The 14,994-nt window shown below is 63.0% G+C and carries 12 protein-coding genes and 1 tRNA gene; 9 read left to right on the forward strand and 4 right to left on the reverse strand.

Features of this window, described 5'->3' with window-relative positions; all coding sequences use genetic code 11:
* Positions 1–27: 27 nt before the first annotated feature.
* A complete protein-coding gene (rpmH, locus tag ACLE20_RS10420; RefSeq protein WP_323106326.1) occupies positions 28–165 on the reverse strand; it encodes a 50S ribosomal protein L34 in 138 nt (45 codons plus the stop codon).
* 317 nt (positions 166–482) lie between these two features.
* Here rpmH and ACLE20_RS10425 point away from each other — a divergent pair, with 317 nt between their 5' ends.
* From ACLE20_RS10425 to ACLE20_RS10435, 3 genes are all read left to right on the forward strand, one after another.
* Positions 483–2,594, forward strand: coding sequence for a methyl-accepting chemotaxis protein (locus ACLE20_RS10425; RefSeq protein WP_410940201.1), 2,112 nt, complete (start codon positions 483–485; stop codon positions 2,592–2,594).
* Between the two features lie 238 nt (positions 2,595–2,832).
* Positions 2,833–4,308: an ATP-binding protein gene (locus tag ACLE20_RS10430; RefSeq protein WP_410940202.1), complete on the forward strand. Its 1,476-nt coding sequence runs from the start codon at positions 2,833–2,835 to the stop codon at positions 4,306–4,308.
* Positions 4,309–4,485: 177 nt separating this feature from the next.
* A tRNA-Arg gene (locus ACLE20_RS10435) sits at positions 4,486–4,562 on the forward strand.
* A gap of 141 nt (positions 4,563–4,703) precedes the next feature.
* On the opposite strand, the gene ACLE20_RS10440 is transcribed toward ACLE20_RS10435, so the two are convergent.
* Complete coding sequence (locus ACLE20_RS10440) at positions 4,704–5,741, reverse strand: LacI family DNA-binding transcriptional regulator (RefSeq protein WP_410940203.1); 1,038 nt, start codon at positions 5,739–5,741, stop codon at positions 4,704–4,706.
* 204 nt (positions 5,742–5,945) lie between these two features.
* Here ACLE20_RS10440 and ACLE20_RS10445 point away from each other — a divergent pair, with 204 nt between their 5' ends.
* Genes ACLE20_RS10445 through ACLE20_RS10470 form a run of 6 tightly spaced genes read left to right on the forward strand, consistent with a single transcriptional unit; the run spans position 5,946 to position 11,862 of the window.
* Entirely contained in the window at positions 5,946–7,199 is a 1,254-nt protein-coding gene (locus ACLE20_RS10445) for an ABC transporter substrate-binding protein (RefSeq protein WP_410940204.1), read from the forward strand.
* Between the two features lie 4 nt (positions 7,200–7,203).
* Positions 7,204–8,115, forward strand: coding sequence for a carbohydrate ABC transporter permease (locus ACLE20_RS10450; protein ID WP_410940205.1), 912 nt, complete (start codon positions 7,204–7,206; stop codon positions 8,113–8,115).
* Positions 8,115–8,942: a carbohydrate ABC transporter permease gene (locus tag ACLE20_RS10455; protein ID WP_410940206.1), complete on the forward strand. Its 828-nt coding sequence runs from the start codon at positions 8,115–8,117 to the stop codon at positions 8,940–8,942. Before ACLE20_RS10450 ends, ACLE20_RS10455 begins: the two co-directional genes overlap by 1 nt.
* 10 nt (positions 8,943–8,952) lie before the next feature.
* Complete coding sequence (locus ACLE20_RS10460) at positions 8,953–10,026, forward strand: Gfo/Idh/MocA family protein (RefSeq protein WP_410940207.1); 1,074 nt, start codon at positions 8,953–8,955, stop codon at positions 10,024–10,026.
* Position 10,027: 1 nt separating this feature from the next.
* Positions 10,028–11,110, forward strand: coding sequence for an ABC transporter ATP-binding protein (locus tag ACLE20_RS10465; RefSeq protein ID WP_410940208.1), 1,083 nt, complete (start codon positions 10,028–10,030; stop codon positions 11,108–11,110).
* Positions 11,107–11,862: a sugar phosphate isomerase/epimerase family protein gene (locus ACLE20_RS10470; protein WP_410940209.1), complete on the forward strand. Its 756-nt coding sequence runs from the start codon at positions 11,107–11,109 to the stop codon at positions 11,860–11,862. The genes ACLE20_RS10465 and ACLE20_RS10470 overlap by 4 nt, the downstream gene beginning before the upstream one ends.
* A 174-nt stretch (positions 11,863–12,036) precedes the next feature.
* Here ACLE20_RS10470 and ACLE20_RS10475 read toward each other — a convergent pair whose 3' ends face one another.
* Both ACLE20_RS10475 and ACLE20_RS10480 read right to left on the reverse strand, forming a co-directional pair.
* Entirely contained in the window at positions 12,037–13,602 is a 1,566-nt protein-coding gene (locus ACLE20_RS10475) for an FAD-dependent monooxygenase (RefSeq protein WP_410940210.1), read from the reverse strand.
* 304 nt (positions 13,603–13,906) lie between these two features.
* Positions 13,907–14,749, reverse strand: a complete 843-nt coding sequence (locus ACLE20_RS10480) for a glycosyl transferase (protein ID WP_410940211.1) — start codon at positions 14,747–14,749, stop codon at positions 13,907–13,909.
* Between the last annotated feature and the right edge of the window lie 245 nt (positions 14,750–14,994).

The following is a 14,994-nucleotide window of genomic DNA, read 5'->3' on the forward strand; positions in this document are numbered from 1 at the left end:
CTGCCCCTGCGCCAGCGTGAGAAAAGCTCAGGCGGAGAGACGAGCGCGGCCGCGCGCACGGCGGGCCTGGATGACCTTGCGGCCGCCCTTGGTGGCGATCCGCGCACGGAAGCCGTGGCGGCGCTTGCGAACAAGCTTCGAGGGTTGATAGGTACGCTTCGACATTTATTTAATACCGCGGTGTGCGGCCCTTCTTGGATTTGCTGTATCAGCAAGGGAGCGTGGCTGTCCGGCACGGCCAAGCCGGCGAGCTGTCGCTCACCCGGACGTGCGGCGGCTTATAAGAGTTACGCCGCAAAAGTCAATCGCGCCCGCGTACAAGGGTTTCGCACCGCCCGCCCGTCGCCGCACCGGGCTGGAACCTCATCTTTCAAGAGCGGATAGCGAGAAAGATGCCGCTCATGTTGTGGTTTCTTAAATCTTGCCCCTTAGGGTCCAGCTCTAGGGAAAGCACCAGTTTGGGGACTGCAGGGGCAATCATAATGAAAATTCGTGGAAAGATCGGACTGATCGTCGGCGCCATGGGGGCGGTGACGATGGTGGTGGTGGTGATGGCGCTTGCCGTCGTCGCGCGCTACGACGCACGCATCGCAGCCTTTGAGAATGCGGCCGACCGCGCCTATAATGGCGAGCGGCTGAACCGGCTGGTGACGGCCGTGGTCATGGAAGCCCGCGGCACCTATGCCGCCCCGAGCGTGGAAAAGGCCGAGCCCTTCGCAAAGGGCATCGTCGACAATCTTGCCAAGATCGATGCGCTGCTGGAAACTTGGCGCCCGCTGGTGCCGGCCGCCGAAGCTGCAAGCTTCGAGGCGGTCGCCAAGCGCGCTGCCGAGTTCCGCACCTTCCGCACCGAGACGGCGCGTCTTGCCCGCGAGGTTTCGCCCAAGGCTGCCAACGAGCAGGGCAATACGGACGCGAACCGCGCCAATCGCAAGGCCTTCCAGGGCGAGATTGATGCCATGGTGTCCGCCGACCGCGAGCGTCTGGAGGCGATCCGCACCGAGGTGGCCGGCATCAGCCACCAGATGAGCCTGCTGATCTCCGCCACGGCCCTGATCGGGCTTGCCATCGGTCTCGGCGTCGCCCTGACCGTCGCCGTCCGCCAGCTCAGCCGGCCGATCAGCGCGCTGACCGGCGTCATGACCAAGCTCTCCGACGGGGCGCTCGACACCGACGTGCCGATGGCCGCCCGCCGCGACGAGATCGGCGAGATGGCGCGCGCCGTCGAAGTGTTCAAGCGCAATGCGCAGTCCGTCGAACGGCTGAACAGCGAGGAGGGGGCTCTGCGCGCCCGCTCGGCCGAGCTGCAGACCAGCATCGCCGAAGTGGTTCAGGCCGCAGCCGCCGGCGATTTCTCCCACCGCATCACTCGCGACTACGGCGATCCGGCGCTCAACCGCTTCGCTGACAGCGTCAACCAGCTGCTGGCCGGCGTGAATGCCGGCGTGGAGGAGACGCGCCGCGTCATCGCGGGGCTTTCGAACGGGGATCTCACCGGCGCAATGTCCGGTCAGTTCAGCGGCGCCTTCGGCGAGCTGCAGACGAACGTCAACGAAACGGTGAAGACGCTGCGCTCGACGCTTTCGGACGTGCGCGCCACGACCTATGACATCAACGGCAATTCCAGCGAATTGCGCAGCGCGGCCGACGATCTCGCCCGCCGCACCGAGCAGCAGGCCGCGGCCCTGGAAGAAACCGCCGCCGCGCTCGACGAGATCACCGTCGCCGTGCGGACCTCCACCGACCGCGCCCAGGAAGCGACCGTCATGGTCACGGAAGCCAAGGAAGCGGCCGCCCAGTCCGGCACGGTGGTGCGCAGCGCCGTCGACGCCATGGGCCGCATCGAGCAGGCCTCCAGCCAGATCTCGAGCATCATTGGCGTCATCGACGAGATCGCTTTCCAAACCAATCTCTTGGCGCTGAATGCCGGTGTGGAAGCCGCCCGCGCCGGCGAGGCCGGCAAGGGCTTCGCGGTCGTTGCGCAGGAGGTGCGCGAGCTTGCCCAGCGTGCCGCCAGCGCCGCCAAGGACATCAAGGCGCTGATCGCCAAGTCCGGCACGGAAGTGGCAACTGGCGTGACGCTGGTCCAGCAGACGGGCAGCGCGCTTTCGGAGATCGAGACGCGCATTCTCGCGATCAACGACCATATCCACTCGATCGCAACCGCCGCCCGCGAGCAGGCGACCGGGCTCTCGGAAGTCAGCACCGCCGTCAACCAGATGGATCAGGTGACCCAGCAGAATGCCGCCATGGTGGAAGAGGCCAATGCCGCCACGCACAAGCTTTCGACCGAGGCGGACAATCTGGCGCGGATGATCGATCGCTTCAACCTCGGCGAAGCGGCATCTGCCGGTGGTTCGGCCCGCCACTTCGCGCATTCGCCGGCTTCGGCCCATGTGTCAGCCCCTGCGGCGGCTCCCCGCGCGGCGAAAGCGGCGGCAAAGCCGGTGGCTGCGCGCCGCCCGGCGGCCCTGCCGGCTGGCGGGACTGCGCGCCCGGTCGCCTCGCCGGCCCGGGCGATGGTCAACAGCGTCGCACGTGCCTTCTCCTCCCCCGCCCCGGCGGCGTCCGCCGACAACTGGGAAGAGTTCTGAGGGGTCGGCAGGGGGCGTTCCTGCGGTTTGAAGACCAGCTGTTTGAAGGAAACCTGTCCGGCGGGCCCTGGTCCGCCGGATTGCGTTTTCGGGCGTCACGCAGGTCCGGCAGGCGACGCGGGCTTGAGGCGTGCGAGGCTTCCCACGCCCCGCCGGCACGCCACGGCTTGGACATTGAGCCGCCCTGTCCTATGATAAGCCCCTGAGCGCGGTTCGTTGCTGTAAGGGCAAAGCGTCAATGGAAACAGGCGAGGAAACCATCCTGGGCGGGGCCGAGCCGCGCACCGGCTTCTTCGCGAGCCTGTCCGGTCGCCTGCTGCTGCTCACCGTCCTGTTCGTCATGGTCGCCGAAGTTCTGATCTTCGTGCCGTCGGTCGCGATGATGCGCATGCGCTGGATGCAGGATCGGCTGAACACGGCTGCCGCCGCGGCCGTGGTGGTGGACGGCTTGCAGAACATGCAGCTGTCCGGCCCGGTGCGCGAGGATACACTGATCGCCACCGGCACGAAGGCGATCGCGCTCCGGCGTGCCGAGGAGGCGCGGCTGATCGCCGCCATCGAGGTGCCGCCGGAGGTCGATGCGCAATATGACGTTGCGGCCGTCTCGCCGCTCTCGGAAATTCGCGACGCCTTCGACACGCTCATCTTCGGCGGCAACCGCACGATCCGCTTCTATGGCCCGATCGGCGAGAGCGACACTATCATCGAGCTGGTCATGGAGGATCGCAGCCTGCGCAAGGCGATGCTCGCTTATGCCCGCAACGTCTTCATCGTCTCCATCTGCATCTCGCTCTTCACCGCCGGCCTGATCTTTCTCGTCATCAATCGCGTGATGATCCTGCCGATCCGGCGGATGACCGCCAATATGCGCACCTTCTCCGCCGATCCCGCCGATCCGGCGCGGGTCATGGTGCCGCATTCGGGCGATGACGAGCTTGCGGTTGCAGGCCGGCATCTGGCGGCCATGCAGCGGCAGTTGCAGCGGACGCTCAAGCAGCAGAAGAACCTCGCCGATCTCGGCCTCGCCGTATCGAAGATCAATCACGACATGCGCAATATCCTCTCCTCGGCGCAGCTGATTTCCGACCGGCTGGCCGATGTCGACGATCCCGTCGTCAAGCGATTCGCGCCGACGCTGCTGCGCACCATCGACCGCGCCGTCGGCTATACGCGCGAGGTGCTGGCCTATGGCCGTACCACCGAGGCCGAGCCGCGCCGGCGCTTCCTGCCGCTGAAGCCTTTGGTCGCCGACGTGCTGGAGCTGCTGGCCGTTGACCCGAAGAGCGGGATCGACATCCACCTTGGCGTGCCCGAGGATCTGATGATCGATGCCGACGGCGAACAGCTGTTCCGGGTCGTCCACAATCTCTGCCGCAATGCCGTGCAGGCGCTGGCGCTCGATGCCGGCGACCCGGATGGCAGCAAGGTCCTCGCCTTGACGGCACAGCGCACCGGCAGCGTCGTCTCGATCACCATCGACGACAATGGACCGGGCATGCCGGCCAAGGCGCGGGAAAACCTCTTTGCCGCCTTTCGCGGCTCGGCCCGCTCCGGCGGCACCGGCCTCGGCCTTGCGATCGCCCGCGAGCTCGTGCTTGCCCATGGCGGCACGATCGCATTGGTCGAAAAGCCAACGGCCGGCACGCTGTTTCGCATCGAACTCCCCGACCGCCCGGTGCCGCTCGACGCCTACCGCACCCTTCAGCGCCCCTGAATTCGGGGCGATCGGCAAACCGCGAAAGGCCTGCAGCACCGGGCTTGCCGTCGCCCAGACAATCCTCAAGCCGCAGACAAGTCCGGCTTTTTTTCAAGCACCCGTCGGAAAGAGGCTTGCAATCCCCCGATCGACCCTTTAGAGAACCGCCCAACGCAGCCAACGCCGCTGCAACACGCACCCGTAGCTCAGCTGGATAGAGCACCAGACTACGAATCTGGGGGTCAGGAGTTCGAATCTCTTCGGGTGCGCCAATTCTTCCAAATGATTAAGACTGACGTGTTTTCGGCGTGTTCCTGTTCACGTCTCAGATCCGTTGAAAGTAGTGCTGCTGTGAGCGCTGGCGATGCTCGCCTGGCAGGCGTGGCGCAGGCGCTCCGGTTGGAGACGGTCGCCTATGCTCTCGGTTTCGGCGCAGCGCCGACCGATTGTCGGGCGATCAACGCGGTGGTGACCCGCTTCTCTCGGACGATTTCACGAGCGTCATCGGCAACGACGTCTTCGACAAAGCCGACGACGGCGTCGCCGATGGCCGAATAAGGCTGGGCGATCGAACTCGTCGGCGGTGAGAGAAACTGGGCGATGCTGTCGTCGTAGCCGATGATGGATATGTCGTCTGGCACGCGCAGTCCCCTGGCATAGATCGCCTGTAGAATGCCAGCGGCCAGGATATCCGAGCCCGCGATGATGCCGGTGACCCTGGCATCCGGGCCGGAAAGCAGCTGCTCGGCGAGCTTGAATCCAGGCAAGTCGTCGTCCTGCGCGGCGGGGAAATAGTCTCCGAGCACGGTGGGGCAGTCGCTGACCGACAGGCCGCACTGTTCCAAAGCGATGGCGAAGGCATCCACGCGGCGCTGTTCTGGTGTCGACGGCTCATGGGCCGTCGGTGCTTTGGCGCCGACGAAGGCGATCCTTTGGTGACCTTGCTCCACCAGCAACCGGACAGCGCTCACCATCCCCGGCAGGGGATCGATGGCGATTGAATACGCCTGTTCCACGTCCTGCCGCTCCACCTGGATGATCGGAACCTGCGATCGGATCAGCGGCTTCAAATGTCTGGGGTCGAGCGCATGGCAAAGGATGACGGCTTCGACCCCGTGATCGAGGAATTGCTTGATCCCCGCAATCTCGGCTTCCGCCGAGTAGCTGTGATTGACCGTCAACATGGAGAAGCCTGCAGCACTCGCCGCAGTCCGGATGGCATGCGAAATATGGGTATAGAACGGGTTCTCCTTTGCAGAGGAAAGGATGAGGCCAAGCGTATATGTCCTCTGCAGGCGCAGCGACCGGGCCTGGAGGTTCGGTCGATACCCCGTCGCTTCGACGGCCTCCATGACGCGCTTGCGATTTTCCTCGGAGACATATCCGCTGTTGTAGATGGCACGAGCGGCGGTTGTCGGGGATACGCGCGCCGCACGCGCCACGTCGGCCATGGTCGCTTTGGACTGGGTCATGATCTTGCCTCTCATCGTCAAAAGTCCCTTGCATTCCGTTGGGCATAATGCAATGTGGTGACGTCACCACATCATAAGTGGCGACGTCGCCACGCGCCAGTCGTGCAGCATTTCGTCAATCCGGCCCGAAATGGACCCCGCCGAGGAGGGCGGTTCGGGCCGCACCATCGAGAGGAGAACAGCATGCGCACCATCATACGAGTGCTTGGCGTCGCCGTGGCTTTGGCCGCGTCGACATCCATGGCAGCGGCCGCCACGGTCGAGTTGAATTTCTGGGATCAGGTCTGGGGCCCGGCCCCTTACGCCCAGCGCGCCCAGGCGCTCGTCGAGGAATTCAACAAGAGCCAGTCCGAAATCAAAGTCACCTATCGCTCCGTCCCCTGGGCCAACTGGTATGAGACCTATGTGACGGCGATCGCCTCCGGATCGGCGCCGGACATCTCGACCGGCGCGGGTTTCCAGGCGGTCCAGTTCTACAGCATGGACGCCATCCTGCCGGTGGATGATCTTGTCGCGCAGATGGAGAGCGATGGGACGGCGAAGGACTTTGCGCCGGGGACCCTCGACGCCATGAAATATGACGGCCACTATGTCGGCCTGCCCTGGGCGATCGACTTGCGCTCCCTGTTCTATCGCAAGGATGTGCTCGATGCTGCAGGTCAGAAAGTGCCGACCACCTGGTCCGAGCTACGCGCCGTCGCGAAGGCTGTCACCAAGGATGGCACTTACGGGCTTGTCTCATCCGGCGATTCGACCGGGATGCACTGGATCCTGGCCGCGATGGTCAATAATGGCGGCGGTCTCTTCGATGCCGACCGCAAGCCGAACCTGACCGGCGACAAGTCGCTCGAAGCGCTGGATTTTCTCTCCGGTTTTGTTTCCGACGGGTCTTTGAACCCGGCCTCCACCGGCTACACCAACGACGATGCGCGCGGAAGCTTCTTTGCCGGCAAGGCAGCGTTCTATCTTTCCAGCCCGGCGACGGCGGATCAGGCCGGAACTGACAAGGACAAGATCGGCGTCGTTCCGCCGCTGACATCGCCGTCCGGCCAGAAGGGCACGATCAGCTGGATCAACAACATCATGATCTACAAGCAGACGCAGCATCCGGAAGAGACGCTCCGCTTCCTGCGCTGGTGGTCGGATCACCAGAAGGTCCTGTGGACCGAGGGCAAGGCCGGCGGCATCCCGGCGCGCTTGTCCTATCAGGCTGACGACTTCTTCACGCAGAACGACCAGCTGAGCTTCGTCATCAAGACCTATCTGCCGGTTATCAAGCCGATGTCCGCCTCGGCGGGCGGGACCTTTCCCGAGCTGAACGAGATCGACGGCGATGGCTTCATGATGAGCCTGATGCAGAAGATCTGGCAGGGCCAGCCGGTCAAGGATGCGGTCGGGCCTGCGCAGGAGCATCTCTCCGAAATCATGAGCCAGTAGGTCGATGACGGACATCTCCTTGCAAAGGGTGGACTGGCGGCAACGGGCCCGCCAGGTCCTGACCCCCGACCTGCGCATGACGCTGGCCCTGCTGCTTCCCTCGCTCCTGCTGATGATCGTCGTCATCGGCTACCCGATGATCCAGGGCTTCTGGTACAGCTTCACGAACGGATCCCTGCTGAAGGCGGGACGTTTCGTCGGCTTCAGGAACTACGGCAAGCTGCTCGCGGACCCGGCCTTCTGGCATGCCCTCCAGTTCTCGTTCACCTTCGCCGTCGCCAATATCGTTGGTTGCTACACGCTCGGTCTGGGGCTCGCCCTCATGCTGCAGAAGGACTTCCCCGGGCGGGGACTCTTCCGCGTCCTTCTCCTGCTCCCCTGGATCGTGCCTTCGCTGGTCGCGATCGTGTCCTGGCGGTGGATGGTCAATGACGACAAGGCCCTGTTCAACCAGATCATCGGCCTATTCGGTGGCGATCCGGTCTATTTCCTGTCGAGCTCCAACTGGACGATCGCCATTGTGATCGTCATCAAGATCTGGCGCTCGTTTCCCTTCATGCTGCTGTCTCTCTTGGCAGCGCTTCAGACGATCGATCGGACGCTCTACGAGGCAGCGGAAATCGACGGGGCAACGCGTTGGCAAAGCTTCTGGCATGTCACCATGCCGGCCATCAGCGGGATTTCGATCGTGCTGTGCCTGCTGATGACAGTCTGGACCGTCAACGACTTCGATACGCCATGGCTGTTGGCGCAGGGCGGACCGGCGAATGCGACTGAAAATCTTGTGGTCCTGGCCTACCGCTACACCTTCGCGCGCAACGACGTCGGCATGGGCGCGGCCGTTTCCTTTGTCACCCTCGGTCTCCTGATGCTGATCTTTATCGGCATCCTCCGGCTGCAAGGAGGGAAACGATAATGGTGGAATCCAAGAGCAATCGCTGGGCACTGACGGCCCTCATGGCTGTCATTGCCATCGTGATCAATCTTCCGATCATCCTGATGGTCTTGAACTCTCTCCAGACGACAGATGCGATCGTCGCCCGGGCTACGATCATCCCGCGCGAGCCGTCGCTCAAGAACTACATGTTCCTCTTCGCAGAGACGCCCTTCCTGACCTATCTGCGAAACTCGGTAGTGACGGCGCTCGGCGCGACGATCTTTTCGCTGCTCTGTGCCGTCTTCGCGGGCTATGCGCTGTCGCGCTTCAAGAACCGGCTGCTCGATGTCTATTCGACCAGTCTCTTTGCGGTGCAGATGTTCCCGATCATCCTGGCGCTGATCCCGCTCTTCCTTCTGTTCCGGCCACTTGGCCTGATCGACAATCCGCTCTCCGTCATCATCGTCTACGGCGTGATCAACCTGCCATTCGTGACCTGGATGGCGCGGAGCTATTTCGACACGATCCCGCGCGAACTGGAAGAGGCGGCGCTGATCGACGGATGCGGGCATTTCGGCGCCTTCTTCCGGGTCGTGCTCCCACTGTCCGGGCCGGGACTGGCGGCCGTTTCGATCTTCTCCTTCCTGCTCGCCTATAACGAGTTCTTCGTGGCGAATGTCTTCCTGCGGACCCAGGCGGCGATGACGCTGCCGGTCGGGATCCAGATGTTCCTGCAGCAATTTTCGACCGACTGGGGAAGCCTCACCGCCGCCGCGTCGGTCACCATGCTGCCAACCCTCGTTCTCTTCCTTTTCGTTCAGAAATTCATCACCCACGGCGCCGTCGCTGGCGGCGTCAAGGGTTGACGGAGCGACCATGCAGAAAACCATCAATGTCGGCGTCATCGGATGCGGCGAAGCCACGCAAATCCTTCATATTCCCACCTTGCGGGAATTGTCAGACCGTTTCCGGATCACGGCGCTCTGCGATGCCTCTCCGACGGTGGTGGACGGCGTCGGGGCTCTTCTTCCGGATGCCACCCGCTACCACGACAGTTCGTCGCTCCTGACCGACCCTCAGGTGGACGCGGTCCTCATCGCCAACCCCAATGCCCTGCATGCGCCGACCGCCATCGAGGCGATGCACCGGGGCAAGCATGTGCTGATCGAAAAGCCGATGTGCATGACGCTGGATGAGGCGGATGCGCTTGCCGAGGCGGAGGCGCAGACGGGAATGCGCGTCCAGATCGGCTATATGCGCCGGCACGCGCCGGCCTTTGAGGAGGCCGTCGGGATCGTCGGCCAGATCAGGCAATCGATCAACTTCGCCCGGGTCCATGCCATCATCGGCCCGAACTCGTCCTTCGTCAACGCCACATCGACGGTCATCAAGGGCGATGACATTCCGCAATCGGTCCTGGATCACACGACGCGGGAAACCAATGCCCGGCTGACCGAAGCGATCGGCACGCATGAGCGTCCGCGCGCGCAGGTCTACAATCTGCTCCTTGGCCTTTCATCGCACGACATTTCCGCGATGCGTGAATTGCTGGGCATGCCGCAGCGGGTCCTGGGAGCGGCCTTCCGTCGGCAGGGCATGTTCTACAATGCCTCCTTCGACTATGGCGATTTCATCTGCCAGTTCGAAACCGGCATCGATTCCGTCGCGCGCTTCGATGCGCATCTGGCCGTCTACGCCGAGGAAAAGACCGTTCGGGTCGATTATGATACGCCCTACATCCGCCACCAACCGGCGGTTCTGACGGTGACATCCGCCAATACGCCGTTCGGCATCACGACCTCCTCCGGCCACCAAAGCCGGGGCGACGCATTCGTCATTGAGTGGAAACGCTTTCACGAAGCGATCGTCAACAACGGCCCGATCAAGACGACCATTGCCGACGCTCGACTCGATCTCGAGATCTTTCAGCAGATGATGCAGGAGATGTGAGATGGCCAATGTCACGATCGATCATGTCACGAAATCCTATGGCGCGTTGCAAGTCATGCATGGCGTCTCCCTCGATATCCGCGATGGCGAGTTCGTCATCCTGGTCGGGCCGTCAGGCTGCGGAAAGTCGACGCTGCTCCGCATGATTGCCGGGCTCGAGCCGATCAGCACCGGCGCAGTGTCCATCGGCGGACGGGTCGTCAACGATGTCCGGCCGAAGGACCGGAACATCGCCATGGTGTTCCAGTCCTATGCCCTCTATCCGCACAAGACGGTGGCGCAGAACATGGGTTTCGCCCTGAAGCTTGCCGGCCGACCGCAAAGCGAGATCGACGCGCGCGTGCGTTCGGCGGCAGAAATCCTGGATCTGCTTCCCTATCTCGACCGCTTTCCAAAACAGCTTTCCGGCGGCCAGCGCCAGCGGGTGGCGATGGGACGCGCGATCGTTCGCAGTCCGCAAGTCTTTCTGTTCGACGAGCCGCTCAGCAATCTCGATGCCAAGCTGCGGGTACAGATGCGCACCGAGATCAAGGCCCTGCATCAGCGGCTGAAGACGACGACGATCTATGTCACGCATGACCAAGTCGAAGCCATGACGATGGCGGATCGGATCGTCATCATGAACGCCGGTCGGCTCGAGCAGGTCGGCCCGCCGCTGGAACTCTATGACGATCCACAGAGCCTGTTCGTCGCCGGATTCCTCGGCTCTCCCTCGATGAACTTCTTCAAGGGCAGGGTTGAAGGCGAGCTGGTCAAGACCAGAGGCGGCCTGCAGTTTGCGCTGACCCCGGACCTCGTGCAGGCTGCCGCCGGGAAATCCCTCATCGTCGGCATCAGGCCCGAGCATGTGGAGCTGGCCGCCGATGTCGCGGATGCTTGGGAGGCCACGGTCGTCGTGGACGAGCCGACGGGGGCCGAGACGCAGGTCGCCTTGAAACTGTCCGGAGAGGATCTGCTGGCGACCTTCCGCGAACGGCTGACCGTCAAGGCCGGCGATACGATCAAGATCCGACTGCCGGCCAATCGTCTCTACCTGTTCGACGAGACCAGTGGCCGACGCATAGCCAAGGAACAAAGCAATTGACGACGCTCGTACAACTCTTTTCTGCCCGCGAGTTCACGCCGTGGGAAACGGTCCTCGATCAGGTGAAGGCTGTCGGTTTCAACGGGGTGGAGGGCTTCTTCGGGACCTATGAGGATCCAGCCGCATTCCGGGCGCTGCTGGATCAACGCGGCCTGATTATGCCGCAGGGCCACTTTGGTCTCGATCTGCTCGAGGGCGATTTCGAGAAGGCGATTGCCATTGTAAAGACACTGGGTGTGACCGTGATCATTGCCCCATGGCTTGCGCCCGAGGACCGTCCGACGACCCGCGCTGGCTGGCTTGCATTGGCAAGCCGTCTGAAGATCCTCAACGAAAAGGTGAGCGGTGAGGGCTTCGGCTTCGCCTGGCACAACCACGACTTCGAGTTTCAGAAGGTGGAAGACGGCGCCATCCCGATGGATATCCTCCTGGATGAGGTGCCGGGCATGGCATGGGAGGCCGATCTTGGCTGGATCTTCCGGGCTGGTCTCGACCCGCTCGACTGGCTGACGTCTCGGCGGGAGCGGATCGTCTCGGTCCACCTGAAGGACATCCAGCCGGATCACGAAACAGCGCCCGAAGGTGGCTGGGCCGATCTCGGCCATGGCATTCACTCATGGGAGGATGTGTTCACGGCGCTCCCAGCGCTTCCGCACCTGCGTGCGAAGGTTGCCGAACATGACAATCCAAGCGATCTCCAACGTTTCCTGTCGCGGTGGATGGCCAGCTTCCAGAGCCTTTCAAGCCGGTGACCGTGACGACCGGCTTCGCTCCGCTCGACGCGCTTCCAGAAGTGAAGCGAGGCCGGAATTGACATTGACAAATAACGGGATGGCGCGCGGGACGACACCGCGTTGCGTCGGACAATGATCGGACCGGAGGGCCCGCCGAGCGAAAATCCGGCGGGCCCAGAGACTGCGAGCGAGTTACGCCAGTCGCGCGACACGCCTTAAAACATCCTTGAAGTCTTCCGTCACCTGTTCCGGAGGCAAGGATGTTCGCCAGCAGACCAGACCATCCGGACGGACGAGCGAGGCGCCGTCCGCGCCCGTTCCATAGGTCTCAGCGAAGGTCGCAGTGGCTCGGACGACAATGTCCTCTCCGACGTGAACGATGCTCAGAGGAAGAGCGATCTCGTCGAGAGCCGCTCTGGCGACGGCTGACCACCTTGGGTTTTCGCTCATCAGCGTGAATTTCCTGGCAAAGAGGTCGACCGTCGAGCGGGTCTGTTCGTCATCGAGCCAGAGATGCGCCGCACGGGTTCCGGGCTGGCCCTTCCAGACGTCAGGATGCGCCGCCGGAGGCAGGCTGTTGTCTGCGCCGATGATGATGTCCGAGCGGTGCAATTGCCCAAGTTCCATGGCCGCATCGTCGTAAAGCGGTTCGTGCTCGAGCGCGTTGTTCACATAGCGCGCATAGTCGGGCCGTGCGAAGGTCTGCTGGTGACGAAGCAAGGCGACGGGCTGGCGCTCCCGCGAATAGCTGTCGAGCAGGGAGGAATGGGACGTTCCGTCGAGCACCAGCTGCAGTTTCCAGGCCAGGTTCCAAACATCGTCGATGCCGGTATTGGCTCCAAATCCGCCGCGGGTCGGCGGAAGCTGATGGGCGGCGTCCCCTGCAAGAAAAACGCGGCCTTTCGAATAGTAATCGGCAATCCGTCCCGCCATCTCCCAGACACCGGAGGTGATGATGTCGAAGGGCAGGTCTTCTCCAAGGGCTCGACGGATATCGGGAGCGTATTGCTCGGCAGACTTGGCCTCGCCGCCATAGAACATCAGGACCCAGCGGCTGTCGCCATAGGTCGTGAGGAAGGCCTTGAAGTCCTCCTGCTGGATTTCGAATTGCTGGAAGCCGCGTTCGAGGTACTTGTCAGCAGCTGGGCAGTGAAACAGGACGGAGCGAATATTCATGATGTGGCCGACACCGTGACGCTGAATGCCGAGCGCCTCCCGAACCGGGCTGGCCGCGCCATCGGCGGCGATCATGTAAGGGGCGAGTAAGGCGTATTGCCGGCCCGTCTGGCGGTTGCGTACGCGGGCGACCACTCCGTCTTCCGTCTCCTCGATCGATACGAGTTCGGTTCCAAGACGAAGCTCCGCGCCCAGTTCGGTGGCACGGCTGCGCAGGATCGGTTCGAGCTTGTCCTGAGCGAAGGCCGCCATGCCTGCAGGGGACAGGGCCCGTTCCGCGTTGGCCGGGGGACGTTGCGCAGTCGGAGTCCACGGTGTTTCATGAAGAATGGCGCCTGCAAGACTCTCGACAGTGGTGCGGCGTAGCCTGAAGTTCGGATCGGCCAGCGGGATCTGGTTGGCGATGCCGATAGCGCGATAGAATTCGAGCGTATGTTCCGTGAAGCCGACCGCGCGCGGGTGGAGGGCACTGCCACGATGTTTTTCGATGACGATGGTCTTGACCCCGCGCCAGGCGAGAAATGCCGCAGCGGAGAGACCGACGAGACTGCCACCGATAATGAGCACCTGAGTGTCGTACATGAAGACTGTCCTTTCCATTGGCCGAAGGCCAGGTGAGAAGGACGGCTGCGTGTCTTCGATGGGTGTCGTTCGGACAGCACCAACGGAGCGGACGCAGCGCGTCCGTGTTCCGTCGTGGTCCGCGGCCCGAAGGCTGGATCAGGGCTCCAGGCAGAAGCCTGAAGCTGACCGGGGCTCACCAAACCGGTCCACCATTTTCGACACGCCTTAAATATGACCGCGAGTGAGGCCTGTCAAGATTTGCTGGTGGCTTCCCTCGAAACGGCAGGATCGATCCTGTCCGTGTCTGAGCCCCTCCTGCGTTTCACTCCCGCCAGTTGTCCTCCACCCACTTCGTCGGCTTGATGTAGTGGCGCAGATGCGAGAAGGGGCCGTCGGTGGATTTGCGGCGGGACTTGTCGAAGGTGCGGGAGAGGTGGTCGCGGATCGTGGTGGCGCCGTTGTTGTAGAACTTGCCGAGGATCGCATTCTCCGGGCGGAGCGTGCGCGGGAAGATCACCACGCGGGCGTCCTTGGGCAGGCGCGGGGCGAAGAGGTAGTTGAGCGGCCAGGGCTGGCGGCAGTCCTGGCGGAAATGCAGGACCCAGCAGCGCGGATAGAAGAGCGGGCCGCCCGGCGCATTCTTGGTCACGAATCGCTGTTCGAAGCGATACTTGTCGGCAATCCCTTGTGGATCGGCTATGAACGCCTGCTGCAGCGATAGCAGCTTGCCGACGGGAAAACGGTAGAGCGAAGTCTGGCCGAGCTTTTCGAAGGGCGTGGTCTGGTTGCGCGTCATCACCACGTCGTCGGGTCCTCCCACATCGAAGAAGACATCGAGCGACCGGACGATGACGAGGTCGAGATCGAGAAAGAGCACCGGTCCTTGCAGGCTGCCGAGCTTCGGGCCCCAAAGGCGCGATTTGTTCCAGATGCCGGGCGTGTTGACCGGCATGGCGGCGACCTCGAGCGGCGGCAGGTCTTCGCACAAGATGTTCGGGTTCAGCCCCTCGCGCGTGTCGGTGAAGCAGGTGAAGCTGAAGGGTGGGGTGATGTTGCGCGCCACCATGGCATAGAGCCGATTGATGAATTTGGCACCGTATTTCGTGCCCCAATTGATGCAGATCACCTGCTTGACGCCCCCTGAGGCGCTAAGGACGTCGTTCATGGCAATTCCCGCACGGCTGGACAGCGCGGGTGGAGCCCTTTGCCGTCACTCATCGATGTCGTGGCTGTTCCTTGCAGCGGGAAAGGCCGGACTGTCAACCGCAGGGCTTCAGACCGTGGAGCAGGCCGTTGCGGGGTAGCGTCCGTGCTCGTGGTGTAATTTCGGGGGCGCATTGAGTGGAAATTACGGTTGAGAATTCGCTTCCGTTTTTACTGAGCGCCGGGTGGTCACCGGGCCTGTCGGAT

This window comes from Rhizobium sp. YIM 134829 (assembly GCF_046546455.1).